Below are 26,689 nucleotides of genomic sequence, written 5' to 3'. Positions count from 1 at the left end.
TGTGGTCTAGGAATAATGACAAAATGTTCTGTTATTTTTAACCTTTCACAGGTGGATGATGGAAGGACTTTTCTGCGAAAATATTTTTTGAGTGATTGGAAACTTTTGTTCAGGTCCAGACGTCTTAGATGTGCACAGGAAATTACAGGAATAAAATCAAGTCCATTATGCTCTAATACATTTAACTAAGAAGAGAATGGGGATATTCAATATGAAAAAAGCTGGAGGACTTCAAGTCAAAAAGGTTATGTCCGCACTGGCCGTATCAGCCATGCTGATGTCTGCCTTGCCAACGTCGGTCATGGACGCGGCAGCGCGAATAAGCATATATATCAATGATGCCGAGTTGTCATCTGCACAGGCACCTGTGATGAAGGCTGGACGTGTATTGGTTCCGCTGCGATCCATTTTTGAAGGATTGGATGCCAAAGTGGGCTATACCAACAAAACCAAAACCATCACAGCCAGTCGTGGAGATCAGGAAATTTCACTGAAGCTTGGTTCCAGGACGGCCTACATTAATGGGGAAGCGGTCACGTTGGACGTGCCAGCCAATACCATCAAGGGAAACACGATGGTTCCCATTCGCTTTGTAAGCGAAGCATTTGGAGAAAAGGTATTCTGGAACTCCCGCAATCAGCGGGTGGATATCAAAACAACGTCCACGCCTCCTGTGGATGATACGAAATATGCGGCATGGAACATCTATGGATCGGTCTCTGGAAGTAACGGGGATGGACGGGATCTCACTGTCAGCTTTACACGCCCTACATCCGAGAAGGCTGTTTCCGAGTATCGCATTATGCTGGTAAAAACCCGTGATGTGAACAGCTTCAACGAGTCGGCAGCATCGGTTGTACCATCCGGTAATTATACTTCGGTTTCTCCAAATGGCAGCAACCCAAGGTTGACGCTGAACGCTCAAACACGTGACGTAAACGGGGATTTGCTGAACGCCAGTGAAACCTATCGTTTGTACGTCCTGACCATGGGCAACAGCAGCAACAATTACAAAAACGTACTCGCCTGGTCTGCCCAGTCTTTGAAATTAAACAATGTTAAAACAACAGTTCAGCCTGTCACAGGTCTTCGCATTGCAGACATCAGTGACTATGGGGATGGCCGTGACCTGGAGATTAATTTCACCCAGCCAAGCAGCACCTCGAATATTACGTATTATCGTGCGTTTGTCGTCAAAGCGAAGGATGCTTCATCGTTCAATCTGACTGCGGCGAATAAAGTCTCCAGTTCCAACTCAACGATCATATATAAAGGGAACAGCACAGCGGTCAAAAGCCAGCTGACATCTTCCACACGTGATACTTCCGGAGAGCTGATTCGCAGCGGAACATCCTATGTCGTCTACATTATGTCGGTCAGCTCCAATGCGGCAACTGCGGACAACAAGCTCTCAGCTGTATCATCATCGCTGACACTGGGCGTAAATACGGCAAAGGCGCCTGTCATCACTCAAGTCCTGGATAACTCGGATTATGGAGATGGGCGTGACATTCGAATAAGCTTCAACCGTTCATCTGATGAATCCAAGGTCGCGAGCTATCGCATTTTCGTTGTGCGCAACTCGGTGGCGAGCAGCTTCAATCTGACGACGGCAAGCAATCTGTCTTCCAGTCTCTACTACAACGTGAACAAAACAGGCAGCAACATTACCACAACGTTACCTTCATCGATGAAGGATACAAGCGGGTATAACGTAACGAACCTGCAGGATTATCGGATTTTCGTCATGGCTGTGGGCAATCAGCAAAATAACTACACGAATGCTCTGTCCTCTTCGTCCACACTGCTGAGACTGACAACGAACGGCAATGCAGGAGCTGTAAATAACCTGGCTGTAACGGATGTAAGCGACTATGGGGATGGACGTGATCTGCGGGTTTCTTTCAACAGAGCATCGGATGAGTCGAAGGTTTCGGCCTATCGTGTCTATGTGGTTCGGTCCGGTAACGCAGGAAGCTTCACACTGAGCGCAGCTAACGCTTCAAACAACTACTATCAGGTCAACAAAACCGGTGGTAATCTGTCTGTTATTCTCCCAAGCAGCATGGTGGATACGAATGGGTACAGAGTTTCCAATAACGTAACCTATCGTGTGTTCGTTCTGTCGGTCAGCTCAAGCGGCAATTCCAGTCAGAATGCATTGTCTTCGTACTCGTCACAGATTACATTGAATCCGAATGCTGCGATAACAGCTCCGAGCAATGTTGCGGCAAGTGATATCGGCGATAACCAGGATGGACGCGACCTGCGCGTAACGTTTACCAAATCGGCGGATGAGACCAATGTGAATCACTATCGGGTATTTGTTGTGAAGTCCACGAATAACAGCTTCAATCTGTCGGCTGCAAATGCAGTGAACAGTGCGAATTACACGTATGTAAGCAAGAATGGCAGCAATCAGACGGTGAACTTCACAAGTAATTCGAAAACAGTGGATGGCAGTTCAATTGAGAACGGTGTGGGTTATCGCGTGTATGTCATGGCCGTTAACAGTAATTCTTCTCTTGCGAATGCACTGTCATCAGGCTCAAATGTGATTACACTCGCTTCCAACACAGCTGTTGGAGCAGTGAGCAACGTGAATGTAACGGTCAAAAATCAAGGGCAAGCAGGAAACGCGTCGGATGTGACTGTAAACTTCAATAAACCAAAAACAGATAGCGGCATTGCGAATTATAGAGTGTTGATTGTTCCATCTGGTCAAGTGACTGGATTTGATTTGAATTCTGCTCTAGGTATCAGATCATATGTCCAAATTTCCAAAAGTGATGCCGGCAATCCAATTCAATTGAATAACGGCCACGTTGATATCAATGGTAATACTCTTGTCGCAGGTCAGAAATACAGAGCATTTGTTTTGTCGGTATCCGATAGTGGTACGCGTGCTTCCAATCTGTCCGGTGCTTCCAACGAATTCAGTATCCTGGCCAAACCAGCAGAGCCTGTTGCTGTTCAGCCAGCAAATATAACGAAAGTTGAGAATGCCAGCACAGCTACGGATGCAGGCCTGACGGTAACTTTTACTAAACCATCCGACGATAAAGGGATTGGCGAATATCGTTTATTTGTAGTAAAAGCTCAAGACAGTCTGGATTTGCCCTCTGCAAACTCAAATAATAATTTTAAAGTAGTTTCTCCAGGAGAATTCAACTTATCTAAAGATACGGTGGATTCAAGTGGAAAGGCAATTGAGCTAGGAGCTGAGTACAAAGTGTATATCCTTTCTGTATCAAGTGACCCATCGTTATACACAAATGTTCTTTCCGCTCCATCGGGTGCAGCTAGACTCGATGCTGCGCAAGCTGCTCCAGTAGCACCTGCTCCAGATCCAGTTCAAACGACCGACCCAAATGCCGGTCCGGCTGACTCTGCTCAAGGTGCGAGTACTTTACCATCAAACTAACCTAGATCATGAACTAAATCATTATTGTATTGAAAGCTCCCTTACCGAAATGGTAGGGAGTTTTCTTGTTGTTCACTCAAATTCTTTGTCGTCAAAAAGGTTCCTTAGGCCGTTGCTGGTCCGGGCCAGCAGGGGGATAATAGGGGAAGTAGAGCATGACCTGAAAGGAATGATGGAATGCTTGCATTTCGCTTGACCGGGCTGCCGGATTCCCGGCTGCCTCTGTATCTGTATTGTATTGGAACACACGAGCAGAAAGTGCAGCTCAGGCCGGAAGGGTTTCCGGTACACCAGCTTTTTTTGTCGCGTAGCGCCGGAGGCGAACTGAAGATTCCCGGTAAGGGATCATGGTCAGTGGGTGCAGGTCAGTTGTGGGTCATGGAACCTGGGATTGCCAATGAATTTTATCCACATTCCAGAACAAACGGGGAGCTCGGATATATCGGCATTGGAGGCGATTCAGCCGGATCAGTGCTTCAGTCCGCCGGATTGCTGCATACGGGGCCTAGAGACCTGTCAGACTTCGAACAATTCTGGTCGCGGACGACCGGTCTCTGGCACGCGCTGGATGATGGAAAGCTTGGCGTATGGAATACTTCACCGATCATCTATCAGCTCATTCTGGATATGGCTCGATCCGTGACGACTCTGAACGAGACAGATTTATCCGGAGTGGAGAGCCTATCTTTGACACCTGATTATCGTGAGTCCGATCCGGGAAGTGAGGCCTTTACCCGAGCTCTAGCCTTAATGCATGCCCACTATCAGGATGACTTGTTGCTGAAGCATGTGGCGGAAGCGGTGGGTTATTCCGTTCAGCATCTCAATCGTCTCTTTCATCAACGCCATGGTGTGACCGGGCACCAATACATGCAGCGATTAAGACTGCAAAAGGCATCCGATTGGCTGGACGAGCACCCTCGGGCAAGTGTAAGGGAGGCGGCAGAGACAGTTGGCATGGAGGTTAACTATTTTATCCGCATATTCAAACGGGAATTCGGAGAAACGCCTGGCAAGGGGATCAAACAGCGCAATCAATTAAAAGGTGAGAACATCGACACGGATGCAGCACCAACACTGTAAAAGGTTAACTACGTGAACATCTGTGTAGGATTCACAGAATATGAAGAAAGGGGCCATCATGGCCCCTTTTTGATTGCAATTTTCAGAACAAATTGTTTCGAGTGCATTTCAAGTGATATGAATCCTTTACCAGGCAATCTTACTTCTTCTGCCCGAAGAGCGGCCTCAACAGAGCAAGCCCTACAATTCCGATAACAAGACTTACCCACGGGGCCAGTGTAAATACCGGAAGACTATCTCGCAGTGGATAGCCCACAAACAGAACAAGGACAACGATTACGATATAAATCACAATGCCGCGCAGATTAACCTGTGGTTTGGTCGTCATATCTTTTCCCTGATCATCCGGCCGTTCAGCGAGGCGACGGAGCATTTCAACCAGTGCAATTCCGCCAACAGCTGTAATGATAAGCGAAAACAGACTGATATGACTGAATGGTTCCGTATCTCCACCGCTCCATCCGATAAATAATCCGGCTCCGCCCTGAATCAGCATGACAAAGGAGATTGCCGCCCAGGCAATCATCACGTACCACTTGGGCGTACGCTTTACTGGATCGGTAGTCTCTCCATTCGCAGCTCCATTGCCCCGAGTTGTTGGGGCAGGCGTATCCTGTTTATTAGCTTTTGATTTATTAGATTGGCTCATACCCACAGGGACCGTTGAAGGACCCGCCGATCCTGTACCTGATTCCAGACGTGAGTGGATGTCCTGCTCCAGATCGGCTCCATACAATTCCCGGGCAGACTTGCCATCCCGCTGGGCTTGTACAATGGCTTTTCCTGCAGACAGAATCCATTCTTCCTGCGTTCTCTCATCTGCGTGTGTTCTGCGGGCAATCCCGCTAATCTGGTCGAACAATTTTACATTTTCAGGCGTCATCCGGCTCATCTCGGTCATTTGCCGGTTTTGTATTTCTTTAAGCTTTTTATAGGAAATCCCCAATGATTGCTCCCCCTGTCTGAACACGTTACAGATCCCCAGTTTCCTGAAGACCCTGACGGTATTTTAGTATACGGGAAGGGCTCTCGTTTCGCAAAGTCATTCCTTATAAAATAGCTGAGTGTGATGTATCCAGAGCCATATACAGGCCAGAATGACACAAGTGCACAACAACACCAGTTTGCCGTGAGCACGTACCCATTCAAACAGAAGTTCCATGAATCCAATCCCTTTCGCCGGAAGGAGTCCGAGGTCAATTTGCATGTACATATTATCGATTAATTTCCCCATTTTTCCTGTGAAATATGCATAGGCTGAACCCAGATCCAACGATTGTGTGAAGGATGAATAAAGGTTGGCCGATTCCAACACAATAGTAGCATTTCAAAGGAAAAAAACCAGTAATGGGAGTGTGCAGATATGAATCAAGCCAATAAAAACAATGAATTAACACGGAAGCTGCTGCTGAACAGCAACTCCCGTGGCGTCAAAGATGAAGTGGTTCCCATGGGACAGGGAGCAGCAGAGGATACCGAATTTGCAGTTGAACTTGGCGAAGGTCCTGATAAGACGGGCAGCTTCTGGGAAAGTTCCGATTTTGCCCGTGAGCATCGCTGGGAAGGTCAAGTAGAGACCCATGAGATGTTCCGCCGGAGTTACGAGTAGAAACTTTCGGGCAATGAATGCCCGATATCCAGTGTAAACGTAATACATGCTCCACCTTTAGGCAGGTTACTGGCGTTTATGGTTCCACCGTGCTTCTCCACGATGCGTTTGGCCGTGAACAGGCCCAGCCCGGTCTGTCCCTGGTGTCCATGATAGAACTGGTCAAACAAATGCGGCAGATCCGCTTCGGTAAAGCCTGGACCCGTATCGCAAACGGTAACCTGCATTATACCAAGATCCTGTATATCCACATCCAGTCTGATTTCCCCTTTCGGGGATACATAGCGCAAACTGTTAGCCACCAGATTATCCAGTACCTGACCGACCCTTTGTACGTCCAGTAAAAGAGGCGAAGAAGTATGGGGCCGTCGATCCACGAATCTGAATTCGGATTGCACACCTTGGCTGGAACACAGAAAACGGAGCTCACGCTGTTTCATCTCCCAGAAGGAAGATGGATCAACCGGTTCCCGGCGGAGCGGGAAATAATCAAAATCGGTGCCTGCGGCTACCGTCATATCCTGGATCAGCCGATTAATTCGTTTCACATTATGATCAATGACATCCAAATGATTGCTGATGCTTTCGGCGTTCTGTACCACATGCTTGGGTGAATCCTTGAGTAGTTCCACATGACCCTGAATCACCGTCATCGGCGTGCGGAAATCATGGCTGATGGCGCCCATCAGTTCACTCCGTTCCTGCTGAAGTTTCCATTCCCGAGTCAGTGCACTTTTCAATTCTTTGCGCATGTCCTCGAAGGAAGCAGAGAGCAGCCCGAGCTCATTGGGGGCGTGATTATCCAGAGTAAAGTCCAGATCCTGCTCTTTGATGCGTTTGGAAGCCAGAATAAGGTCCTCAATCGGCCGGTTCACGTTGCGACCCACTCTGCCTGCCATAAACCAAGTCGCAGCTGCAATATATACAAATGGAGAAGCCAGCATGAGCACGAGAAACATATTCGTCCAAACGGGGGACACGGAGGGAGAGGGACTGGTTTCCAACCTGTACTGGAGCACAAGTGCCCCGGAATAGGTTCCTTGCTCTCCGCTTAGTGGAGAGATGAGCGTAACCAGCCCCCCGAAACCGAGTGTACCATCTGTGACCGTTTTGCTATTCAGCCTGCTCAGCAGGTCCGTTTCATTCTCTACGACCTGTTCCTGAATTGTTCCATATCTCCTGGTTCCGCGGGTATCCACTACCTGATAGGTGATGCCTTCCGGAGGCAGCAGCTGTTCCAGCTTGGCCTGATTGGCCGCATCGGTCCACGGGATATGATTCTCCGCCGCCTGTTCCTGTACAGTGTGCTGGATTTTGGGGATTTGAGATTCGTAATAGTTTGCAGGCTGCAGCCACTGATTAGAGAAGAGAAAGGATATGCCCGCAGCCCAGGTCAGGAGCGTCAATCCGATGCTGATGCCCATAACGAGTACAAACGCCCAGACTAATTGTTTTTTGATCGGCCAGCGTTCCTTAATCATCGTACAGGCTCCCACTTGTACCCGACACCCCATACCGTCGAGATATACACATGATCCGGGTCAGCTGCTGCCAGCTTGGCCCTTATTTTTTTGACATGTTCCGTGATCGTGGTGGTGTCCCCTGTGGCTTCCAATCCCCAAATGCGGTCATACAGCTGTTCCTTGGAGAAAACCTGTCCAGGATGCGTGGCAAGCAGTTCTACCAGATCGTATTCCTTAAGCGTTAGCGGGATGGCGTGCTGCATAATCATCACACTGCGGCCCTTAAGGTCCATCTGCAGAGCTCCGTATCTGTAAAACGCAGGCTCATTCACACGCGGCTGAACGCCATCGCGACGGGAACGGCGCAAGTGGGCGGCCACTCTTGCCTTTAACTCCCCAAGACTGAACGGCTTCGTCATATAATCATCGCCGCCGATGGATAACCCCTGGATCCGGTCCATTTCGGCCTGCCGCGCACTCAGAAAGAGGATGGGACAACTCACCTCGTCCCGAATCAGCCGGCAGAGCTCGAATCCGCTCATACCGGGCATCATGATATCCAGCAGAATGAGATCCGGTTTACTGCTGAGTAACTGCAATGCTTCGCTGCCACTTGACGCGGTGGATACTTTATACCCTTCCTGTGATAGCGTCTGATGAATCAGAGCCACAATATCCTTTTCGTCGTCTACAATCAAAATGTTCTCATTCATGATGATTTCCTGGCAGTATCATTCAGGCAAATGTAACCCTACACTGCCGTCTCCGTTTCCTTTAAAATGTTGAGTCTCCATTGTACCTAAAATTCCCATGAGCGTAAAAACAGAATACGTTATATGAATTGAATTCCAAACTTTTTCATTCACTCCGGGCATGATTTTGCCGATACATTGAAGATACAAGCCAATTCTAAAGATTTTATAATGTCCTCTTTTTTGACTGGGGAATAGGCCATCTACAGATGTTTTCCTCACGTTGACTTGAAGTTCCCAGGATGATAATATACTAATAACATCTTAATACACATTAAACTTATCGGATTTATATATAATTAAACAATGAACAAGCAAAGCAAGAATGGAAAGGGGAAATCGGCATGGAGCGTCAGATCAGTATCCGTCATGGACAGGAAGAGTTAACCGCCACAATTCATTATCCCGTGGTTAGGGATATCAAGGAGGGCAACCACCAGCAGCGTGTGCCTCTGGCAGTTATTTGCCATGGCTTTGTTGGCAGCCGGATTGGTGTGGATCGCCTGTTTGTGAAGACTGCACGTGAACTGGCTGAGGATGGATACCTGGTGCTTCGCTTCGACTATATCGGCTGCGGGGAGAGCAGCGGTGAGTATGGAGCGGAAGGGCTGGATTCCATGATTGCCCAGACCCGTTCCGTACTGGACTATGCGGTGAACTGCAGTGATGTGGACCCAACTCGTGTGACATTGATCGGTCACAGTTTGGGCGGCGCAGTTGCTCTGCTGACTGCCATTCGTGACAAGCGTGTCAAGAATCTGGTGATGTGGTCTGCTGTGGGATATCCGTTCAATGACATCGTGAAGATTACAGGACGTGAAGTGTACGATGCAGGCGTGAAGCAGGGCGCTGCCGATTATCTCGGTTACAAGTTCACGCCGGCTTTCTTCGAATCTCTGGCTGAGCACCAACCATTCCAGGAAGCCGTCAAGTTTAACGGTGATGTTCTGGTCGTGCATGGTACATCGGATGATATCATCCCGGTAGACTACGCTTTTCTATATCAAAAAGTATTCTGGATGCGTCAGGAAGGACGCTGCGACAAGGAGATTATTTTCCAGGGTGATCATACCTTCTCTTCCGGCAAAGAGCGGGAGCAGCTGATCACGCGTACCCGTGATTGGCTCGGTGAGCGGCAGAAGATCGAGCAGGATTGGCAGCACTGGATGATTTGATGGCCTGAAAGAAGGTTTGGAGTAACCAATTGCACAATGAAGTGAAAAACCAGATTGCGTGATGGGGTCAGTTTCGGTATGTCAGCTTGGAAAAGCGCCTTCTACGCGGTAGAATAGAGGAGTAGTATAGAAGCGTAACCATTCTATCCGTGTCTGGAGGTTGGCAGCAATGACATTACCCGCATTTTTCATTGCGCATGGTTCTCCCGCTCTGGCGGTGGAGAGCAATGACTACACTCAATTTCTAAAACAGCTTGGAGACAGGCTGCCGGCTCCAAAAGCCATCGTTGTTTTTACGGCGCATTGGGATTGTCCCGAACCGTCCGTAACGATGGATGATTCACATCAGACGCTGCATGATTTCTACGGATTTCCCTCCAATATGTATACAATCGATTATCCGGCGCCAGGACACTCAGAGCTCGCGAGTGAGATCTGTGCCCTCTTCGCCCGCAGCAATTTGCCGTATCAACCGATTCGAGGCAGAGGCCTGGATCACGGCGTGTGGGTGCCACTGCTGCATATGTATCCACAGGCCAATATTCCTGTCGTTGTTGTATCTGTAGATTCGCTGCGTTCACCGCAGGAACAGTATGATATTGGCCGGATGCTTGAGCAGCTGCGTCATGACAATGTGCTGATCATAGGCAGTGGCGGTACCGTTCATAATCTGCGCTTGCTCGGAAGCAGTGATGAACCGGAGGACTGGGCGGTGGAGTTTGACAACTGGATGGGGGAACGGCTGGAGAAGTGGAACACGAGAGAGCTGTTTCAATATGACAAAAAGGCCCCGAATGCTCGGACTGCTGTTCCTTCATATGGAACAGAGCATCTGGCACCACTGTTCTACGCCATGGGCACAGCCGATATGTCTCGAAAGGCGAAGCGCCTGTTCCAGTCGTACCCCTATGGAACGCTCAGTTTAAACTGCTGGCAATTCGGTGACAGCGTGTAACTCGGAGCAGACAACAGAGACATCTGTACGGTAGGGATTACTTCCTGTACGATGAAACACATGAATAACATAACGTATAATACAAAATCAAAAAGGTTCCAGCGGCCAGATACATTGGCGGCGGGAACCTTTTTTTGGTGCAATGCTATATGTCTATTTTCGAATTTCGAAGAACTCGCAATCCATGCGGGAATGATAAGCAAGGTCACTGACACTGGACTGGACAACGATCGTTTTGCTGTCAAAACGAATAATGACACCACCGGAATCAATCTGGTGGTTATCCTGAAACACCCGGACTTTGTACTTCATATCCATGGCTTCCTGGAAGTCGGCTTCAGTCTCAAGACGGCGTTGAGTGGGCATTAGAAGTACTCCTTTGGTCATAATCTATATGTTCATCATAATACGTGATTCCGTGCGGGGGCAAGTCGGGCGTGAAAAAGCCCCGTTCCCCGGGGGATGGGGAGCAGGGCCTGATATTGGTTTTGAAAGTTAAGCTGTTTTATGGGCTGTATTTATGGTTGGTGTATCTTTGGGATGGTGGCCTTTGTTACGGCTGAACAATCCGCGAAGGTAAGGCAGTACCCAACGATCCAGACCAATTTTACCAGCATTGGCACCAGCGACTACAAGGAAGATTTGCATCAGTACCAATTGTGCATTCGTGCTCACTGTACCCGAGAAGAGGAACGCGAAGTTCATCACGAGGGCCATCAGCGCAGCCAGTGTTGTGAAGCAGCCAAGAATGAGACCCAGACCTACCAAGAATTCGCCGAGAGGGATAAGGAAGTCGAACAATCCGGCATTCGGTACTGCGAATTTTTCAAGGAATGTTGCCCACCAAGCCTGAACTGCCGGGTGATCACCTGTTGCTTTTTCCACTGCCCCGGCGAGGAAGCCTCCAGCCTCGAAGCCGCCTGTCAGTTTGCTCCATCCGTGAGTCATCCAGTCATAACCGATATACACCCGAAGTACTGTCAAAATCCACATTGCCACTTTGTTTTCTCTAAGCCATTGGTTGAAGCTGAACATATAAACCACTCCTTCATGGAATCTAGTGTGTGTTATTTTTTTTTGTTTTTCTAAGTGATCACCTTTGATGTCTTTATTGTATAGTTCAAAAGTCATTTTGTTTGTGATAAAAATCACAATCTAGTTTAAATTTTAAGTAAGGTTTAATGAGTTCACATGTTAGACATAAATCGATTCCAATTTGTCGTTTCACTTCCATCATTCAGGGGTAGAAAATCGCCTTTATATCGAAGACAAATAATGATTCGTGTGATTAAATGGAAAGAAAAACGTTAAATGGTTGTCCGCATCCAAGAAATGCCGCACCTTAGACCTAGGCCATTTGTACAGGAGGTACAACGATTGAAGTCATTGAAATGGAATAAAGCAGCATCTGCTGCATCATTGCTGATTCTCGCCATAAGTCTTGTAGCTTGTCAAAATAAGGAGGCAGCGCAGCCGCCGAAGCCGGAATCTGTTCCTGCGCCTGTACAGGAAGAACAAGAACCGGAAGAACTGGCTGCTCCACTGTACACCGCACCGCTGACTGGACTGCCAGTTGACGAGGCCATTACACAGAGACCGCTCGCGGTCATGATAAACAATGCGCCTGCGGCCCGGCCCCAGTCCGGCCTGAGCTCCGCCGATATCATTATTGAGGTGCTCGCAGAGGGTGGAATTACCCGGTTTATTGCCATTTTCCAAAGTCAGGGCGGTGCAGAAACTGTAGGACCTGTGCGCAGCATTCGTCCGTATCTGATTGAACTGGGCGAGAGCTATGATGGTGTGCTTGTACATGCGGGCGGCAGCCCGGATGCCTATTCCATTTTGCAAAAGCAGCAGAAGCAGCACATGGACGAAATCTCGAATAGTGGCCCGTATTTCTGGCGTTCATCGGATCGCAAGGCACCACATAATCTGTACACGTCGGCGGACAAGCTTAGAGAGGGAGCGGACATCAAGGGCTACAGCCACGATAGCGAGTCTCCCGTCTATATCTATAATGAGGAAGGTTCCACCTCAGCAGGAGAACCCGGAACGCTATTTGATATTCATTATTTATTGGATAGTTATCGGGTGACGTATGATTATGATGAAGTTAGCGGACGATATATGAGACTGGTGAATGGGAAGCCCGATCAGGATCAGGATAATGGGGAGCAGATTGGAGCAGCGAACATTATTGTAGCGGGTGCGGACCACAAGGTGCTCGACAACGTTGGCAGGCTATCCGTTAATGTGGACCAGGGCGGAGAAGCGATACTGTTTCAGAAAGGCAAGATGATTCGTGGACAGTGGGTGAAGAAACCGGGCGATATTATTCGTTTTGTGCAAAATGGGACAGAGGCGGCTCTGGTTCCCGGCCAAACCTTTATCAGTATCGTTCCGAATCAACCCGACTTTGCAAGCCATATTGAGGTCCAAAATTAAGACGAAGACTCCTTCGCCTTGCTTCATTATTATGCTGAACAAAATGACAGTCGAATCCTGTCAGTTCATGAATTGTAAACGCAGTGTAAAATCTGAGCATCATTTTTCCATCGATTCCAAATAATTAAGATTCATTTCAGATTAATGTGATAAGAATATAAAAAAGGATCGCACCTTTTGTACAAACCATGAAACAAATATGATAAGATATCAAAGGTTGTCATTTCATGTTTCAAGGTTATCAGCAATTTCTCGTAAAGGGGATAGGACGATGAAGATAAAGAAGAAGGATATATTTTTCGAAACATTAGAGAATATGGCGGATACTGTCGTACAAGCGGCTGACTATTTCTCAGAGCATGTTTCCAACCTTCAGGATGTAACTCTGTTTACCAATGAAATGAAAAAATACGAGTCCAAGTGCGATGACTATGTGCATACGATCATTATGGAGCTCAACAAAACATTTATTACGCCGATCGAGCGTGATGACATCATGGAATTGACAACAACACTTGATGACGTATTGGACGGGCTTGAAGCAACCGCTTCCCGTTTCTATATGTACCAACTGACTGACCCCGATGAGTTCATCGTGCAGTTCGCTGAGATTTTGCGCCAATCGGCATACGAAATTCAAAAAGCGATCCATTTGCTGTCCCAGAAAAAATTGCTGGCGATCCGCGAATATACGATTCGTCTGAACGATCTGGAAAACCAGGGCGATGAAGTATTGCGCATGTGCATCAAGCATCTCTTTGCTACCGTGTCTGATCCGATTGAGTTGATCAAGCGCAAGGAAATTTACGAGCGTCTTGAGACGACAACAGATGCTTGTGAAGACGTAGCTAACATGCTGGAATCCATCATTATGCGTAATTCTTAAGGAGCCAGAGAATAATGGAAACAACGATTTGGGTATTAGGTATAGTCGTCTTCCTTGCACTGGCGTTTGACTTCATCAATGGTTTCCATGACACAGCCAATGCCATTGCGACTTCGGTGTCCACTCGGGCGCTAACTCCGCGCCGGGCCATCATTCTTGCAGCGGTCATGAACTTTGTCGGTGCGATGATGTTTACGGGAGTGGCGAAGACGATTGGAGGAAGTGTTACTGACCCCACGAAGCTGGATAACGGGATAGAGGTCGTCATAGTCACCTTGATTGCCGCGATTATCTGGAACCTCGTGACCTGGTGGTTTGGTATTCCTTCATCTTCCTCACATGCATTGATCGGAGCACTTGCCGGGGCAGTATTCGTCGGTGCAGGTTCCGATAAAGTCAAATGGGGCGGATTTATTGAGATCGTCGAAGGGCTTTTGTTATCCCCGCTGATTGCATTTGCCATAGGTTATGTGGTCATGACCATTCTCAAATATATTTTTGCCAAACGCAGTCCGCATACCGTGAACAAAGGCTTCCGTACAGTACAGATTTTCACGGCTGCACTGCAGGCGTTTACACATGGTACCAATGACGCTCAGAAGGCCATGGGTATTATCACTTTTGCTCTCGTAGCAGCAGGAGTACAGGATCATCTTGAAGTTCCGCTGTGGGTTAAAATCTCGGCGGCAACGGCGATGGCACTGGGTACTTCCATTGGTGGTTGGAAAATCATCAAAACGATGGGGACCAAAATTTTCAAAATTGAACCGATTAACGGTTTTGCTGCCGATTTATCCGCGGCTTCCGTTATATTCACGGCAACATTGCTGCATCTTCCAGTGAGTACCACGCACGCGATTACATCTGCCATTCTGGGTGTAGGTTCTGCTAAGCGTTTCTCCGCTGTAAAATGGGGCTTGGCCGGACGGATCATTATTACATGGTTCATTACAATTCCGATTACCGCTGTACTGGCAGGTTTGCTGTACTGGATCATTTTCTAAGAAAAGTTATCCCGAAGGCGTATTCGGGACCGACATGCACATCTGTTCATAACTGTGTGAATATCGGGATATGTGGACAATTTTTCAATCATAAACTAGAGAAGCCTGTGCATGAACGTGTGGACAGGCTGGATATGTGGATAGCCATCCGTGGAATGATAAACCAAAAGTAAGATTATCCTGTGGATACAGGGAACTGTGGATAGGAAATGAGAGAAGCCAACAGGGTTGGCTTTTTTTGTTGTCCCTGTCGCAGGTAACTCTGTGGACAATTAGGCTGTGAGGCGGTTATAGGAGACGGTTCGAGGATTAAGTTATACAATAGCGTAAAGGATATAAGACAAGGACGTGGTCTAATTTATGATTCGTACACTCGCCATTACACGAGATCATCAAGTCTCCATTAATGTACCCCTGACACAGCTGGATCTGCAGGATTATGCCTGGGTCTGGGCAGATTTCAACCAGCCTTCGGAGGACGAAAGCCGTTTGCTGGATACATATTTTCATTTTCATCCCTTGGCGATCGAGGATTGTCTGCATGTGCTGCAGCGCCCGAAGCTGGATTATTACGACAATTTGCAGTTTCTTGTGCTGCATGCGCTGAATCCTACCACACTGGAAGCCGAGGAGGTAGACCTGTTTCTCGGTTCGAACTTCCTTGTTTCCTTTCACCATGGTGTATTGGAAGAGGTGGATGAAGCTTGGGAACGGATTTTGCATCATGCTCATGAACGAACGATCTGGGCGCGTGGACCGGTGGCCGCTGCGTATACGGTGATGGACAAGCTGGTCGATCACTATTTCCCGTCGCTGTTTGCGATTGAGGATGAACTGGCTGAACTGGAGAACCGGGGCAGTCAGGAGTCGGTAGAGGACTTGATGAATCAAGTGTTTGACCTGCGCAGCCGGCTGCTGAAGCTTAGACGAACCGTAGTGCCCATGCGTGATTTGCTCTACCGGGTAATCAACTCCCAACATGTGCAGCGGACAGGGGAGCATACCGCGTATTTTACAGATATCTATGATCACCTGCTGAAGCTGACGGATATGATTGAGGCGGATCGGGAGATGACCGCAGACTTGCGGGACAGTTACATTTCGTTGAATTCCAACCGGATGAACACCATTATGAAGACACTTACGGTCATAACGACGGTGTTTATGCCGCTGACGCTAATCGCCGGAATCTATGGCATGAATTTTGCCTATATGCCGGAGCTTCAGTGGAAGTTTGGATATGGTGCGGTGCTGCTTCTGATGTTTGTGCTTGGCGGAAGCATGGTGGCGTGGTTTGTGAAGCGTGGCTGGTTTAAGTAGAAGATTTACTTGTACAGAAGGTCTAAGGATAAATAAGATGTAACCAAACGATGACTTTTTTTGTCAGCTACAGCTGCGTAAAAAAGATCATCGTTTGGTGTCTGCAAAATTGGATTACGCTCTTGGTTTGGTATCACAGTTCGTATCTTCAAGATCGGGATGTTCCGAAAGTTCCCGGTAATGCTGGAGTTTATAGGCTATAATCTTTGATGTCTCATTCAAGTTAGCTATATCTTGCTGTATCTTACGCTGATGTTCCTCCAGAATGGCGTATCTGGTTTCAAGGGTATCGGCACCATGCTCAGACAGCTCGCGGAAATGTTTCATCTGTTCAATTGTCATCCCGGTGGCTTTTAATCTTGTCAAAAAGATAATGCCGAGAATCTGGTCTTTGCTATATTGCCGATGGCCGTTTGTTTTGCGTTCTGCATAGGGGAGCAGACCTACCTTTTCATAATAACGGATCGTATCTTCGGTCAGGCCTGTAAGTAGAGCAGCTTCTCGAATGGACGTAACGATGTCCGGTATGTCATACGATTTGTCATACAATTGATCCAACTCCTCAGTAATGAATTTACCAAGGTATTTCTCCATTATTCCCATAGAATCCTCCTGTTGGGCCATCGTCCCCGAGAACAGCCAGCTCCAGAACCGTAGCCGCTGCTTGCTGCACGGTATTGATTCCTGTAAAACCGTTCAGATCGGTTGCAGTAAAGCCAGGATCGACAGCGTTTATTTTGAGCGGCGTATCTCTGAATTCCTTGGCAAGAGTAACAGTAAACATGTTAACGGCTGCTTTGCTGCTGTTGTAGGCGAGCAGATTAAATTGGGCATGTTCATGTTCGGGATCACTATTATAGGCGAGTGAGCCCAGACCGCTTGTCAGGTTAACGATTCGTCCAGCAGGGGATTGCTGAATTAATGGCAACATAGCCTGGGTTACGGAGATCATGCCGAAGAAGTTTGTATTATAGGTTTCTCGTATATCATCCATAGCGATTAAGCTTGGTGGGGCAGCTCCGCCCACAGAGATTCCTGCGTTGTTGATCAGAATGTCGAGCGAGCCAAATCTATGTTCAATGTGACTTACAGCTGTCTCTATGCTTTTTGGGTCCGTAACATCAAGCTCGATTCCATAGGCTTCAATTTCCTCTTGTATTAGTCTCTGTGCCGCTTCCTCACCTTTGCGTATGTCCCTCGTTCCGAGGAGAACAACATAACCCATATTTCCCAACTGCCGAGCCGTTTCGAAGCCGATTCCTTTGTTTGCTCCCGTGATGAGGGCGTTTTTTTTGGTTTTCATCGGTCATTCCTCTTTTCACTAGTATTGTTAAGCATGTGGGTGATGATCTCCGAATGGTACAACTTGGAGTGTGCTCCAAGTCAACAGGGGATTTTGGAGGGCATGATGAAGACAGGGAGGATGAAGGGGAAGGGGAAAATAAATAACCGAAGCGCGTCTGTAACAGACATGTGCTTCGGTTAAAGGGGAATATTATTATTCATCCACATGTGAATATCTTTTTATCTGCGGGCTTTTAATAACAATATGATCTTGTACTATGTTTGTTCCAGAACGAAAGTTGCCGAGGAGGTGGGTTGTCCATTGACCACAATCGTTATCGTGTGCAACCCGGCATAATAACGTCTTGTTGTAATTACCTTGAACGATTGCTTCGTAGCTACCTTGCTGCTCCCGGCAGGATACGTTTTATCGGAGCATTTGAACCGTTTCGGTGCCTGCTTGCCATTTGACTTCATATATCCGATCTCATATTCGATGCGCAGCATCTGAGGCTGACCGCTCTCATTAACCACATCGAACGTGAATTCCAGCTCTTCACCGATTGCAATCGTATCCCGTGCAAGCTGAAGATGCTCGATATGTACGGCGTCCTGTTCGGTATAGCCGAAGAGAGCCAGTGCTTTGGGATGTCCTTTTTTCAACAGGGAACGGCTGGCATGACGTACAATCCAGTCGGTATGCGGATGCTGACCATGCCATGTAGAGGCGAGGTCCAGAACCAGATCAGGATGATCTTTCGAGATATCGTTCAGATGGTTCGCTACACTTTTCCGTACATAGAGGGACTCGTCCTGCTTCAACGCATGGAGAATGGGAAGTGCAGGTGTTGGGTCGGCAATCAAACTTCGCAGCTTGGAACCCCATGGCAAACGAGGGCGACTGCCTTCGCTGGCAAGCCTGCGAATATGCTCGTTCTCACTGCTTGTCCATTCCATCATCTGTTTCATCGTTTCGATGGGATAACGTTCAATAAACGGGCGTACCGCAAACTCCGAGCTGGAATAAGGTGTGAAGACCGTCAGGTACTTCATGGATAATTCATAGTGCTCCGGTGCTAGACCGTTCACTTCAATAAAATCAGGTACAAACAAATACTCAACCCCGCGCAGCTGGGGCGCCGCCTGTTCAAGCACATGCAGGGCCTCTTCATAGGAATCAGGCAGTACTTCCGTAAGCGCAAGTGTAATACGGCGAATACGTGCCTTGAATTCCGCTTGCTCCCAGCCTTCGGCAAACACGAGGTCGCGAAAATGTGCCTTGTCCAGAGCGGGGTAGAATTGGTGCAGCAGTTCTCCGGTTCGATCGATCAATGCGGGCGTATATTTGTCCTTAAACAGTTCCATAATCCGCCTCCTTTATCTACTACCCAGTATACCTCAATTTACAGAAATAAGAACATAAGTTCCTGGAAAAAGTTCTTCTTTTTAGAGAGGAAGACAGAATGATGAAAGGTTTAGGGCAATAATAGGGATTGCAGCATAACATACAAGGTTAAGGCACCTTCCTTCTATAAAGGGAGGTGCCTGGTGAAGTCTTAATGTTTGCTGCTTTTGGGACGACGCTTGGTGGAACTGGTTTTGCGCCGAGTCGAGTTACTGCTGCGGCGGCGTGGGGTGGCTGTCACCTTTTTGCGGCGCTTGCGCGGACGGCGAGGCGGTGTATATTCCTCATAGTCGGTCTCTGCAGGGCTGCTGTTCTTGCCTTTTCCTTTTCCAAAAGGCAGGATGCCCATAACAAGCTTCATCATCGGGGCCATTTGTTGAATGCCGCCAACGACCTTTTGCATTTTTCCAATGCCATTCATGATGCCGTCGATTCCGCCGAAGCGGTCGATCATTCCTTTCAGTTCACCGAGATTGGCCAGCGAGAACCCGGAACCTCCTGAAGCAGCAGGAGCCTCAACCGGAACTGGAGAAACAACAGGGGCACCACCACCCAAAAAGTTTCCGCCGGGTGCGCCTTGCCCATAAGGTACAAGTGCAGAGGCCTCCACTTCACCGTAGCCCGGATAATAGGGCTCTACGCCCGGATACAGCGGCTGAACCTGGGTTTCATTCAATGAACGCTGTACTGCACCGGGAGGCATATAGGCAGAAGTGTGCGCCTGTCTGTGCGAATAGGAAGACGGACGCTGCCGTGGTGCAGGCTGGCGATGATAATAATGCTGTGGCATGAACGATCACGTTCCTTCTATGTTGGATTTCGGAATTGCGTTCCTTCAGCTGTCAGGATAATGGGCATAACAGACCGAGTTGGAACTCCCTTTTGCTATACTGTATGTCATTCGCGGAGAGACGGCGTAGGCGGGTGTCATGGAAAACGGGATATTTGCGGATTTGGGCGCAGGGGACAAGTGAGGTTTTTATTCATAGTAAAAGAGAAGCTTGTACACAAAATTGTAACAATTAGGAGGGCTAAATCCCTACATAAGTAATCGGGAATATACAGGTGAAAAATGGGAAAAATCGCAGTAATATCGGATGTTGTCCACGCATGGAGGACAATAGTACCTGATGGAAGCGGTAACATGTATTTTTATTCTGTAGTGCGTGAAATCGTTAACGCTTGAAATACCAACTCAGGGTGAGTACAATGAAGGTACACAGTAACCGCTAGGGGATGATGATGAAATGCAGCTGAAAAAGCTAAATGATAAAAGTATTGAACAACTGTTCGAGGCCATTCTCACTCTGAAAGATATTGAGGAGTGCTACGTCTTTTTTGATGACCTCTGCACGGTAAACGAGATCCAATCCATGTCCCAGCGGCTGGAAGTAGCACGCATGCTTGGCAAAGGCAATACGTATAATCAGATCGAAGCGGAGACAGGGGCAAGTACGGCCACGATCTCTCGTGTGAAACGCTGCCTGAATTACGGCAATGATGGATATAAAATGACATTGGAACGTCTGGGTCGCTAAGATGAAGAAACCGGGTGTACTCATCATTAGTCACGGTTCTCAGGAGCAGACCTGGGTAGAATCCGTCGATGACGCGGTCTCCCGGCTCACTCTTCCTGACCCATTGCCTGTTGAGGCTTCATTTCTTGAACTTGTGGAGGGACGCCTGATCCAGGACGGTATCGACCGACTGGAGGCACAGGGTGTAACCGATGTTCTGGTCGTCCCCCTTTTCGTTTCGTCCGGCAGTACACATGTGGATGAAATTGAGTATGCTATCGGGGCGAAGAAAGCACCGGAACGGGAAACAGATCTGGAACCATTTCGGGTCAATGCAAAAGTACACTTCGGTTATCCTGTGGATAACGATCCGGATATTGCCGTAATGGTGTGGGATAAAGTCAAATCGCTCTCTCAAGAGCCGGAGCAGGAGACGATTCTGCTTGTAGGGCATGGGAGCATTCACGATGGATTCCGTCAGCGATGGGAAACAGGCATTTCTTCGCTCGCACAGCGAGTGCAGGAGGTTAGTGGCGTAGCCCATACGGATTATGCACTCCTCAATCCGGAGAGTGTGTATGACAAGGCGAAGTACTGGAGCCAGGAGCAGGGAAGCCGCGTAATTGTGGCGCCACTGTTTTTGAGTGCCGGTTATTTTACGATGAACGTCATTCCGGGCAGGTTGAAGGAACTGGATTATGCGTACAGTGGTGAAACGCTGCTGCCGCATCCATTGCTTGGGCACTGGCTGGAGCGTCAAATTCAATTTTTGTTGGCAAAATGTAATGAGGGTAAGGCCTCTTCTTGAGAAGAGACTTAGCACTTTAAATGTATAGACAATGAAACCACGTCCTTGGACGTGGTTTTTCTGTTTGTTAGGAATCATTTTATGGAGGTACTTAACCTTTTGCCACCAACGAAGGCAGGCTCAAATGGAGCTCCAGCAGCGCGATCAACTGATCCACCATATCCTCCGCAGAATAAGGCATGGCATTCATAATCCACCATTCCAGGAGACCCACGGCAGCAGAAGCAAGAAACTGTACAGTGACTTCTTTGCTCATGCTTTCCTGAACGCCGCACACATCCATTTGTTCCTCGACGCCTTGAATCATAAGTGTCATCAGCTTGCTTCGAAATGCGGGAATCCCTTTTTTCGTTAGAAGCGTGGTATAAATGGCCGCATGCTCTTCGAGATACCGGAAGGTCCGCAGCAGCGCTTCCTTCGCAGTAAGCGGGGTTGGAAAATGATCGCTCATGCAGGTGTCCACCAATTGCTGCAAATACGTCTCAATGCATCGGTCCAGCAGATCAAACTTGTCTGTATAATGCAAATAGATCGTTCCCCGGTTAACATTGGCCCGATCGGCGATGTCATTAATGGTCATTTGCTCGAAATCCTTCTCTTCCAGCAATCCCACAAAAGCCTCCATGATGGCCTTTCTGGTTTTAAGCACGCGTCTATCCATGGCTCCTCCTCTACATGTTTCTTCGTTTTCTGTATATCTCTATATAAATGGCTTACACTTTTCAACAAAAATGAGTATTTCGTTGATTATTCAACGAAATCGATTTTTTTAGCGATTGAAGAACGACAGGTGCTTTGATACTCTTATTTTATCAACAACTGTTGATAAAGCAACGGTTATTCATAAATAACGAAACTGAGGGAAATCGAATGAAAATATTAGTTTATGGTGCGGGTGTGTTGGGCAGTCAATTGGCCCAGGTTCTGGTACGTGGAGGAAATGACGTTACGGTTCTGGCTAGAGGGAAACGGGCTGAAGAGTTGGAGAGGGATGGCGTTGTCATTCGGCATGTGTTTCAGTTTAAAACAACGGTCGACCCAGTTCGTGTAACAAGAGAATTAAAAGCAGATGATGTTTATGATCTCATTTTCGTTGTCATGAAATATAATGATTTTCCATCAGTGTTACCCATTCTTGCTGACAATCAGAGCACCAACATCGTGATTGTAGGCAACAATGCGGACGCGCGAAGCATGCAAACCTATCTCGAAGACAACAGCCGGGTGGATAAGAGAGTGGCGTTTGGTTTTCACGTCAGCGGTGGGAAGCGAAACAAAGATCGGATGATGTCCATAGGCGGGGGGAAGGGGTTGATGGTCATCGGTGCGCTGGACGGTCGTATCCCTTTTCAACCTTTGCTGGATCAGGCCTTCGCGAAAGCTAAATACAAGCTGGATGTAATTGAAGATATCGACGCTTGGCTGAAAAGTCATCTCATCCCGATTCTGATGCTGAATGCGGTGAGTTTCGATGAAGAGCGAGAGTTGAAGAAGCTGGAGGGCAGCCAAAAGCAGCTCCTGCACATAATCGGGGCCATGAACGAGGGAATTGCTGTACTGGAGGCGATGGGCATCGATATGATCCCGAAAGCACAGGCGAAGCTGATCCGCAATCATAAGCGGCTGCTGTATCTTTTGCTGAAGATCTACAGCATTCTTCCGGTGCATAAGCTGGTGGCGGGTTCTTTTGGCGAAATAGAGGAGATGGAAAGGTCATTTGCCGAGTGGAAAAGGGTAACGAATATCCCCACGCCCCATTGGGATGTACTCCGAAGGGATTTTACCATCCTATAATAAGATATGCACATGTTCAAATCATCTTTCTGTTGCTCCAAACTTCGATCCCGATTACAATAAAACCAACTAATAAAATAGGGATAAGGAGATATGCAGATGCGGGAAGTGCCTATGCGTTATGTCAAAGCGAATCAGGTCGGAATTGTGCTGTTTGTACTCCTATCGTTTGGGTTCAATCAGCCGCTGATCTTGGGTGCGTTATGGATCATTCAGGTGGTCGGGCTCGTCTCTGGCGGGAAGCTGAATCTATTTGTCCAGATCGGGAAGGCTGTGCTGAAGGGAAAAGGTGCCGAAACCCAGGCGGTGGAGCTGCAGCGCTTCAATAATATATTGGCTGTCGCGTTTTTGTCATTGGCCCTTATCTCATTCTTCCTGAAGTGGCAGGTAGCCGGTTATCTGTTCTCCGGGATGCTCCTGCTTGCTGCAAGTGCAGCATTGCTCGGTTATTGTGTGGGCTGCACCGTCTATTTCTGGTATAAACAGCTTCGTGCCGGCAGGCGGATTGGCTTCTAAATGGATATTGAGTGCGGGATATAACGTCATATACACGCGGCTTCGTTCATCGGAGCCGTTTCTTTGTGCTCCATTTCTAAGGAAGGGAAGGTTAAATTCTTGTCAGACGGGCAGAATGGGTGTCTATAAAATGGGTTAAATACAGTTGAAGAGAAAATCGATGGCTGTGTAAAATGAGAAGACACCGGGGTGCCGGAAGTCGTAAATACGTTACAGGCTAGGACATCTTCGCATTTGATGATATGATAGAATATAAAGGCTTTGGAATGAGATGGAATTCCTTATGCATAGATATAGATATGGATGAAGATTCGGGCAGGATTAACGGACGTGGGTGATCATGTAAAATGTTCCCCGGTTGTGGACGCTCGCAAGTAGAAAGAAAATGAGGTCGATCAGACTCATGGATAATGTGGAATAGGTGGCGTATGAGATGAAAAAGGCTCGCTTAATATATAATCCGACCTCAGGCCGGGAAGAAATGAAGAAACGTCTGGCTGATGTTTTGCAGCGTTTGGATCAAGGTGGAATTGAAGCTTCGGTACACGCAACAACGGGTGAAGGAGATGCAACCCGGGAAGCGGAGCTCGCAATCGAGCGTGGTTATGACATGATTATTGCCGCAGGCGGCGACGGAACGCTGTACGAAGTCATTAACGGCATGGCCGAGCGGGAGAATCGTCCTCCGCTGGGTGTGTTCCCTTTGGGGACGACGAATGATTTTGCGCGTGCGCTCGGTATTCCAAAACATTGGGAAAATTACGTGGATGTCGTGATTAATCAGCAGACCCGCCCTCTCGATCTGGGTAAGGCAAATGATAAATATTTCATTAATATCGCAGGTGGCGGCTCGTTGACCGAATTGACGTATGAGGTGCCAAGCCGTCTGAAAACGATGATTGGACAGCTCGCCTATTATATGAAAGGCATCGAGAAGATGGCCAGCCTGTCTCCGCAGGAGCTGATTATCCGCGCGGCAGGCCAGGAAGAGATTCATGATGAATTCATGCTGTTCCTGATCGCGAATACCAATTCAGTTGGAGGCTTCGAGAAGTTGGCTCCGGGTGCGACGATAGACGACGGTCTGTTCGATGTCATCGGTGTGCGCAAATGTAACCTGGCAGACATGATCCGTCTCGTTACGCTCGCGCTGCGAGGTGAACATCTGAACGACAAGAAAGTGATTCATTTCCAGACGGATTACATGGAAGTGACGTCACCTGGATACGTGCAGCTGAACCTGGATGGGGAGCTTGGCGGCACATTGCCTGCGACGTTCCAGAACCTGCAGCACCACCTACAGCTGTTTCGGTAAGAGAAGCGTGTGATGGCACGGGTGACAGTGTGTTTTTCCAGTTGCCGACCGCGAAGGGATCACGTATAATCTCAGGGTGAAATTGAAAAGATGAAGTGGAATGAACTCCCCATGCGTGGGGTGATATATAAAGAAGAAAGAAGTGAATGTACGTTGTCTAATACGAACCGCAGCGGTCGTGGAAAAAACCGCCGGAATTCGGCTGCCTCTCAAGGGCAAGGGAACGCTATCGCATCCCGTCAGCCAGGTAAATCATCTCGTCCATCAACACGTCAGCAAGGGAAAGAGGTGCGGCCACAAGGCGCATCTCTTTCTGCCGTTCGTCCGAAGGGACGTGGACGCGAATCCGCGCCAATTGAAGGACTTCCGGTCAGCAAAAACGAAGAGACCGTCATCGACATCATTGGCATGAACCATGACGGTGAGGGCGTAGGCCGTGCGAACGGATACACGTTGTTCGTGCAAGGTGCGCTTCCAAGCGAAACGGTGCGCGTACGTGTGATGAAGACCAAGAAGCAGTATGGCTATGCCAAGCTGCTGGAGATTGTGAAGGCGAGTCCGGATCGCGTATCCGCGCCCTGCCCGATCTACGATCAGTGCGGCGGGTGCCAGATCCAGCATATGAGCTACGCCGGACAGCTTGCGTGGAAGCGTCAGCTGGTGGTGGATAATTTGCAGCGGATCGGGAAGTTGAACGTGATGGTGGAGGATGCAGATGCTCAGGGTGATGAAACGAGCCTGAGGAAACGGTCTGAAGAAGATGCGGATCAGGCAGCTGAACCAGCTAATTCGGAAGAACAAGGGAACGGCAGCAATCGTATTCGTCTTCGGCTGGAAGGTGTCATGAGCGGGGACAATACCGAGCACGCTATCCGTGTGCTGCCAACCATGGGTATGGACGAGCCATGGCGCTATCGTAACAAGGCACAGGTGCCAATTGGTGTGACCGAAGGTGGCTTGGTTGGTGGATTTTACGCCAAAGGAAGCCACCGGATCATTGATATGGAGACCTGCCTTATTCAGCATGAGCACAACGACGAAGTCGTAGCGAAGGTGAAGGAGATCGGCAGCCATCTCGGGATCAGTGCATACAACGAAGAGACAGGCCGCGGCCTGCTGCGTCATGTGGTCGTGAAGAAGGCTTTCCGCACAGGTGAGATGATGCTTGTCTTGGTTACCAATGGCCGAGATATCCCGCATAAGGATGAATGGATCGGCAGTATTCGTGAAGCGATCCCGCATGTGGCGAGCATCTGCCAGAACGTGAACAAAAAGCAAACGAACGTTATCTTCGGCGATGAGACCCGCGTCCTGTGGGGCCGTGATGTAATCTACGATTATATCGGGGATGTGCAGTTTGCCATCTCTCCGCGTTCATTCTATCAGGTCAACCCGGTGCAGACAGAAGTGTTGTACGGGAAGACGGTAGAGTACGCTGGGCTAAGCGGCAAAGAGACTGTTATTGATGCCTACTGCGGCATCGGTACGATTTCTCTTTTCCTCGCGCAGCATGCGGATCAGGTGTACGGGGTGGAGATCGTGCCCGAAGCGATCGAAGACGCTCGCAGCAATGCGCTGCTGAACGAGATGAAGAACGTGAAGTTTGAAGTCGGTGCATCCGAAGATGTCATCCCGCGCTGGAAAGAGCAAGGCATCGAAGCCGACGTCATCGTCGTCGATCCGCCTCGGAAGGGCTGTGATCCACGCTTGCTGGATACGATTCTGGAGATGAAACCGGAGCGCGTGGTGTACGTGAGCTGTAATCCAAGCACCTTGGCACGTGATCTGCGCGTACTGGAGGATGGCGGTTATCGGACGGTTGAGGTAACGCCGGTGGACATGTTCCCGCATACGGTACATGTGGAGTCGGTGGCGATGTTGGTTAGAGGCTATTGTAGAAAACTAATAAATACCTGCTATTCATAATAAACCTG

25 protein-coding genes are annotated in these 26,689 nt (G+C 48.4%); 15 read left to right on the top strand and 10 right to left on the bottom strand.

Translation table 11 applies throughout. The features are described 5' to 3' along the window. Positions 1-211 precede the first annotated feature (211 nt). Both AB3N00_RS14475 and AB3N00_RS14470 read left to right on the top strand, forming a co-directional pair. Positions 212-3,424, top strand: coding sequence for a stalk domain-containing protein (locus tag AB3N00_RS14475; protein ID WP_413035108.1), 3,213 nt, complete (start codon positions 212-214; stop codon positions 3,422-3,424). A gap of 177 nt (positions 3,425-3,601) precedes the next feature. Next, a complete protein-coding gene (locus AB3N00_RS14470) occupies positions 3,602-4,507 on the top strand; it encodes a helix-turn-helix domain-containing protein (protein WP_413035107.1) in 906 nt (301 codons plus the stop codon). A gap of 139 nt (positions 4,508-4,646) precedes the next feature. On the opposite strand, the gene AB3N00_RS14465 is transcribed toward AB3N00_RS14470, so the two are convergent. Next, positions 4,647-5,453, bottom strand: coding sequence for a hypothetical protein (locus AB3N00_RS14465; protein ID WP_413035106.1), 807 nt, complete (start codon positions 5,451-5,453; stop codon positions 4,647-4,649). A 417-nt stretch (positions 5,454-5,870) separates the two neighbouring features. Between AB3N00_RS14465 and AB3N00_RS14460 the strand changes: the two genes are divergently transcribed. Continuing rightward, positions 5,871-6,116: a hypothetical protein gene (locus AB3N00_RS14460; protein ID WP_175394057.1), complete on the top strand. Its 246-nt coding sequence runs from the start codon at positions 5,871-5,873 to the stop codon at positions 6,114-6,116. Here the strand turns inward: AB3N00_RS14460 and AB3N00_RS14455 are convergent. Together AB3N00_RS14455 and AB3N00_RS14450 are read right to left on the bottom strand one after the other, a co-directional pair. Further along, positions 6,107-7,597: an ATP-binding protein gene (locus tag AB3N00_RS14455; protein ID WP_413035105.1), complete on the bottom strand. Its 1,491-nt coding sequence runs from the start codon at positions 7,595-7,597 to the stop codon at positions 6,107-6,109. The genes AB3N00_RS14460 and AB3N00_RS14455 overlap by 10 nt on opposite strands. Continuing rightward, positions 7,594-8,292: a response regulator transcription factor gene (locus AB3N00_RS14450; protein WP_413035104.1), complete on the bottom strand. Its 699-nt coding sequence runs from the start codon at positions 8,290-8,292 to the stop codon at positions 7,594-7,596. The genes AB3N00_RS14455 and AB3N00_RS14450 overlap by 4 nt, the downstream gene beginning before the upstream one ends. A 383-nt stretch (positions 8,293-8,675) precedes the next feature. Here AB3N00_RS14450 and AB3N00_RS14445 point away from each other — a divergent pair, with 383 nt between their 5' ends. Next, complete coding sequence (locus AB3N00_RS14445) at positions 8,676-9,506, top strand: alpha/beta hydrolase (RefSeq protein ID WP_413035103.1); 831 nt, start codon at positions 8,676-8,678, stop codon at positions 9,504-9,506. A 169-nt stretch (positions 9,507-9,675) separates the two neighbouring features. Beyond that, positions 9,676-10,461, top strand: coding sequence for a DODA-type extradiol aromatic ring-opening family dioxygenase (locus tag AB3N00_RS14440; protein WP_413035102.1), 786 nt, complete (start codon positions 9,676-9,678; stop codon positions 10,459-10,461). Positions 10,462-10,614: 153 nt separating this feature from the next. Here the strand turns inward: AB3N00_RS14440 and AB3N00_RS14435 are convergent, their stop codons facing one another. Next, positions 10,615-10,827, bottom strand: coding sequence for a hypothetical protein (locus AB3N00_RS14435; protein ID WP_175394062.1), 213 nt, complete (start codon positions 10,825-10,827; stop codon positions 10,615-10,617). A gap of 129 nt (positions 10,828-10,956) precedes the next feature. Beyond that, entirely contained in the window at positions 10,957-11,496 is a 540-nt protein-coding gene (locus tag AB3N00_RS14430) for a DoxX family protein (protein ID WP_413035101.1), read from the bottom strand. A 342-nt stretch (positions 11,497-11,838) separates the two neighbouring features. Here AB3N00_RS14430 and AB3N00_RS14425 point away from each other — a divergent pair, with 342 nt between their 5' ends. From AB3N00_RS14425 to corA, 4 genes are all read left to right on the top strand, one after another. Then, on the top strand, positions 11,839-12,906 hold the full coding sequence (locus AB3N00_RS14425) for a DUF3048 domain-containing protein (protein ID WP_413035100.1): 1,068 nt from the start codon (positions 11,839-11,841) through the stop codon (positions 12,904-12,906). 271 nt (positions 12,907-13,177) lie between these two features. Continuing rightward, a complete protein-coding gene (locus AB3N00_RS14420) occupies positions 13,178-13,792 on the top strand; it encodes a DUF47 domain-containing protein (protein ID WP_095288482.1) in 615 nt (204 codons plus the stop codon). 14 nt (positions 13,793-13,806) lie between these two features. Then, the gene (locus AB3N00_RS14415; protein WP_095288483.1) at positions 13,807-14,796 is read left to right on the top strand and encodes an inorganic phosphate transporter; all 990 of its coding nucleotides are present in this window, start codon (positions 13,807-13,809) and stop codon (positions 14,794-14,796) included. A 360-nt stretch (positions 14,797-15,156) separates the two neighbouring features. Next, complete coding sequence (gene corA, locus AB3N00_RS14410) at positions 15,157-16,116, top strand: magnesium/cobalt transporter CorA (protein WP_413035099.1); 960 nt, start codon at positions 15,157-15,159, stop codon at positions 16,114-16,116. A gap of 114 nt (positions 16,117-16,230) precedes the next feature. Here corA and AB3N00_RS14405 read toward each other — a convergent pair whose 3' ends face one another. From AB3N00_RS14405 to AB3N00_RS14390, 4 genes are all read right to left on the bottom strand, one after another. After that, entirely contained in the window at positions 16,231-16,710 is a 480-nt protein-coding gene (locus tag AB3N00_RS14405) for a MerR family transcriptional regulator (RefSeq protein ID WP_413035098.1), read from the bottom strand. Continuing rightward, positions 16,691-17,419: an SDR family oxidoreductase gene (locus AB3N00_RS14400; RefSeq protein ID WP_413035097.1), complete on the bottom strand. Its 729-nt coding sequence runs from the start codon at positions 17,417-17,419 to the stop codon at positions 16,691-16,693. The genes AB3N00_RS14405 and AB3N00_RS14400 overlap by 20 nt, the downstream gene beginning before the upstream one ends. Positions 17,420-17,676: 257 nt before the next feature. Further along, on the bottom strand, positions 17,677-18,765 hold the full coding sequence (locus tag AB3N00_RS14395; protein WP_413035096.1) for a DNA alkylation repair protein: 1,089 nt from the start codon (positions 18,763-18,765) through the stop codon (positions 17,677-17,679). 191 nt (positions 18,766-18,956) lie between these two features. After that, entirely contained in the window at positions 18,957-19,595 is a 639-nt protein-coding gene (locus AB3N00_RS14390; RefSeq protein ID WP_413035095.1) for a tyrosine protein kinase, read from the bottom strand. Between the two features lie 457 nt (positions 19,596-20,052). Here AB3N00_RS14390 and AB3N00_RS14385 point away from each other — a divergent pair, with 457 nt between their 5' ends. Continuing rightward, positions 20,053-20,343, top strand: coding sequence for a YerC/YecD family TrpR-related protein (locus AB3N00_RS14385; RefSeq protein ID WP_017690665.1), 291 nt, complete (start codon positions 20,053-20,055; stop codon positions 20,341-20,343). Position 20,344: 1 nt separating this feature from the next. Then, positions 20,345-21,130: a sirohydrochlorin chelatase gene (locus tag AB3N00_RS14380; RefSeq protein WP_413035094.1), complete on the top strand. Its 786-nt coding sequence runs from the start codon at positions 20,345-20,347 to the stop codon at positions 21,128-21,130. Positions 21,131-21,221: 91 nt separating this feature from the next. On the opposite strand, the gene AB3N00_RS14375 is transcribed toward AB3N00_RS14380, so the two are convergent. Next, the gene (locus AB3N00_RS14375) at positions 21,222-21,791 is read right to left on the bottom strand and encodes a TetR/AcrR family transcriptional regulator (protein WP_413035093.1); all 570 of its coding nucleotides are present in this window, start codon (positions 21,789-21,791) and stop codon (positions 21,222-21,224) included. A gap of 209 nt (positions 21,792-22,000) precedes the next feature. Between AB3N00_RS14375 and AB3N00_RS14370 the strand changes: the two genes are divergently transcribed. The 4 genes from AB3N00_RS14370 to rlmD all read left to right on the top strand — a co-directional run bounded on the left by AB3N00_RS14370 (position 22,001) and on the right by rlmD (position 26,681). Further along, positions 22,001-22,924, top strand: coding sequence for a ketopantoate reductase family protein (locus tag AB3N00_RS14370; RefSeq protein WP_413035092.1), 924 nt, complete (start codon positions 22,001-22,003; stop codon positions 22,922-22,924). Between the two features lie 99 nt (positions 22,925-23,023). Continuing rightward, positions 23,024-23,440: a DUF4395 domain-containing protein gene (locus AB3N00_RS14365; protein ID WP_413035091.1), complete on the top strand. Its 417-nt coding sequence runs from the start codon at positions 23,024-23,026 to the stop codon at positions 23,438-23,440. Positions 23,441-23,873: 433 nt separating this feature from the next. Further along, complete coding sequence (locus tag AB3N00_RS14360) at positions 23,874-24,755, top strand: diacylglycerol kinase (RefSeq protein ID WP_413035090.1); 882 nt, start codon at positions 23,874-23,876, stop codon at positions 24,753-24,755. A 153-nt stretch (positions 24,756-24,908) separates the two neighbouring features. Next, on the top strand, positions 24,909-26,681 hold the full coding sequence (gene rlmD, locus AB3N00_RS14355; RefSeq protein WP_413035089.1) for a 23S rRNA (uracil(1939)-C(5))-methyltransferase RlmD: 1,773 nt from the start codon (positions 24,909-24,911) through the stop codon (positions 26,679-26,681). The last annotated feature ends 8 nt before the right edge of the window (positions 26,682-26,689 follow it).

It is taken from the genome of Paenibacillus xylanilyticus (assembly GCF_047246825.1).
GTDB lineage: Bacteria > Bacillota > Bacilli > Paenibacillales > Paenibacillaceae > Paenibacillus > Paenibacillus xylanilyticus_B.
This window is presented reverse-complemented; position numbering and strand designations above follow the sequence as displayed.

What these genes read in the sequence shown, in the direction of transcription:
- AB3N00_RS14475 (WP_413035108.1), top strand. Translation starts at nt 212, where the DNA reads ATGAAAAAAGCTGGAGGACTTCAAGTCAAAAAGGTTATGTCCGCACTG.
- AB3N00_RS14470 (WP_413035107.1), top strand. Translation starts at nt 3,602, where the DNA reads ATGCTTGCATTTCGCTTGACCGGGCTGCCGGATTCCCGGCTGCCTCTG.
- AB3N00_RS14460 (WP_175394057.1), top strand. Translation starts at nt 5,871, where the DNA reads ATGAATCAAGCCAATAAAAACAATGAATTAACACGGAAGCTGCTGCTG.
- AB3N00_RS14455 (WP_413035105.1), bottom strand. Translation starts at nt 7,597, where the DNA reads ATGATTAAGGAACGCTGGCCGATCAAAAAACAATTAGTCTGGGCGTTT.
- AB3N00_RS14450 (WP_413035104.1), bottom strand. Translation starts at nt 8,292, where the DNA reads ATGAATGAGAACATTTTGATTGTAGACGACGAAAAGGATATTGTGGCT.
- AB3N00_RS14445 (WP_413035103.1), top strand. Translation starts at nt 8,676, where the DNA reads ATGGAGCGTCAGATCAGTATCCGTCATGGACAGGAAGAGTTAACCGCC.
- AB3N00_RS14440 (WP_413035102.1), top strand. Translation starts at nt 9,676, where the DNA reads ATGACATTACCCGCATTTTTCATTGCGCATGGTTCTCCCGCTCTGGCG.
- AB3N00_RS14435 (WP_175394062.1), bottom strand. Translation starts at nt 10,827, where the DNA reads ATGCCCACTCAACGCCGTCTTGAGACTGAAGCCGACTTCCAGGAAGCC.
- AB3N00_RS14430 (WP_413035101.1), bottom strand. Translation starts at nt 11,496, where the DNA reads ATGTTCAGCTTCAACCAATGGCTTAGAGAAAACAAAGTGGCAATGTGG.
- AB3N00_RS14420 (WP_095288482.1), top strand. Translation starts at nt 13,178, where the DNA reads ATGAAGATAAAGAAGAAGGATATATTTTTCGAAACATTAGAGAATATG.
- AB3N00_RS14415 (WP_095288483.1), top strand. Translation starts at nt 13,807, where the DNA reads ATGGAAACAACGATTTGGGTATTAGGTATAGTCGTCTTCCTTGCACTG.
- corA (WP_413035099.1), top strand. Translation starts at nt 15,157, where the DNA reads ATGATTCGTACACTCGCCATTACACGAGATCATCAAGTCTCCATTAAT.
- AB3N00_RS14405 (WP_413035098.1), bottom strand. Translation starts at nt 16,710, where the DNA reads ATGGAGAAATACCTTGGTAAATTCATTACTGAGGAGTTGGATCAATTG.
- AB3N00_RS14400 (WP_413035097.1), bottom strand. Translation starts at nt 17,419, where the DNA reads ATGAAAACCAAAAAAAACGCCCTCATCACGGGAGCAAACAAAGGAATC.
- AB3N00_RS14395 (WP_413035096.1), bottom strand. Translation starts at nt 18,765, where the DNA reads ATGGAACTGTTTAAGGACAAATATACGCCCGCATTGATCGATCGAACC.
- AB3N00_RS14390 (WP_413035095.1), bottom strand. Translation starts at nt 19,595, where the DNA reads ATGCCACAGCATTATTATCATCGCCAGCCTGCACCACGGCAGCGTCCG.
- AB3N00_RS14385 (WP_017690665.1), top strand. Translation starts at nt 20,053, where the DNA reads ATGCAGCTGAAAAAGCTAAATGATAAAAGTATTGAACAACTGTTCGAG.
- AB3N00_RS14380 (WP_413035094.1), top strand. Translation starts at nt 20,345, where the DNA reads ATGAAGAAACCGGGTGTACTCATCATTAGTCACGGTTCTCAGGAGCAG.
- AB3N00_RS14375 (WP_413035093.1), bottom strand. Translation starts at nt 21,791, where the DNA reads ATGGATAGACGCGTGCTTAAAACCAGAAAGGCCATCATGGAGGCTTTT.
- AB3N00_RS14370 (WP_413035092.1), top strand. Translation starts at nt 22,001, where the DNA reads ATGAAAATATTAGTTTATGGTGCGGGTGTGTTGGGCAGTCAATTGGCC.
- AB3N00_RS14365 (WP_413035091.1), top strand. Translation starts at nt 23,024, where the DNA reads ATGCGGGAAGTGCCTATGCGTTATGTCAAAGCGAATCAGGTCGGAATT.
- AB3N00_RS14360 (WP_413035090.1), top strand. Translation starts at nt 23,874, where the DNA reads ATGAAAAAGGCTCGCTTAATATATAATCCGACCTCAGGCCGGGAAGAA.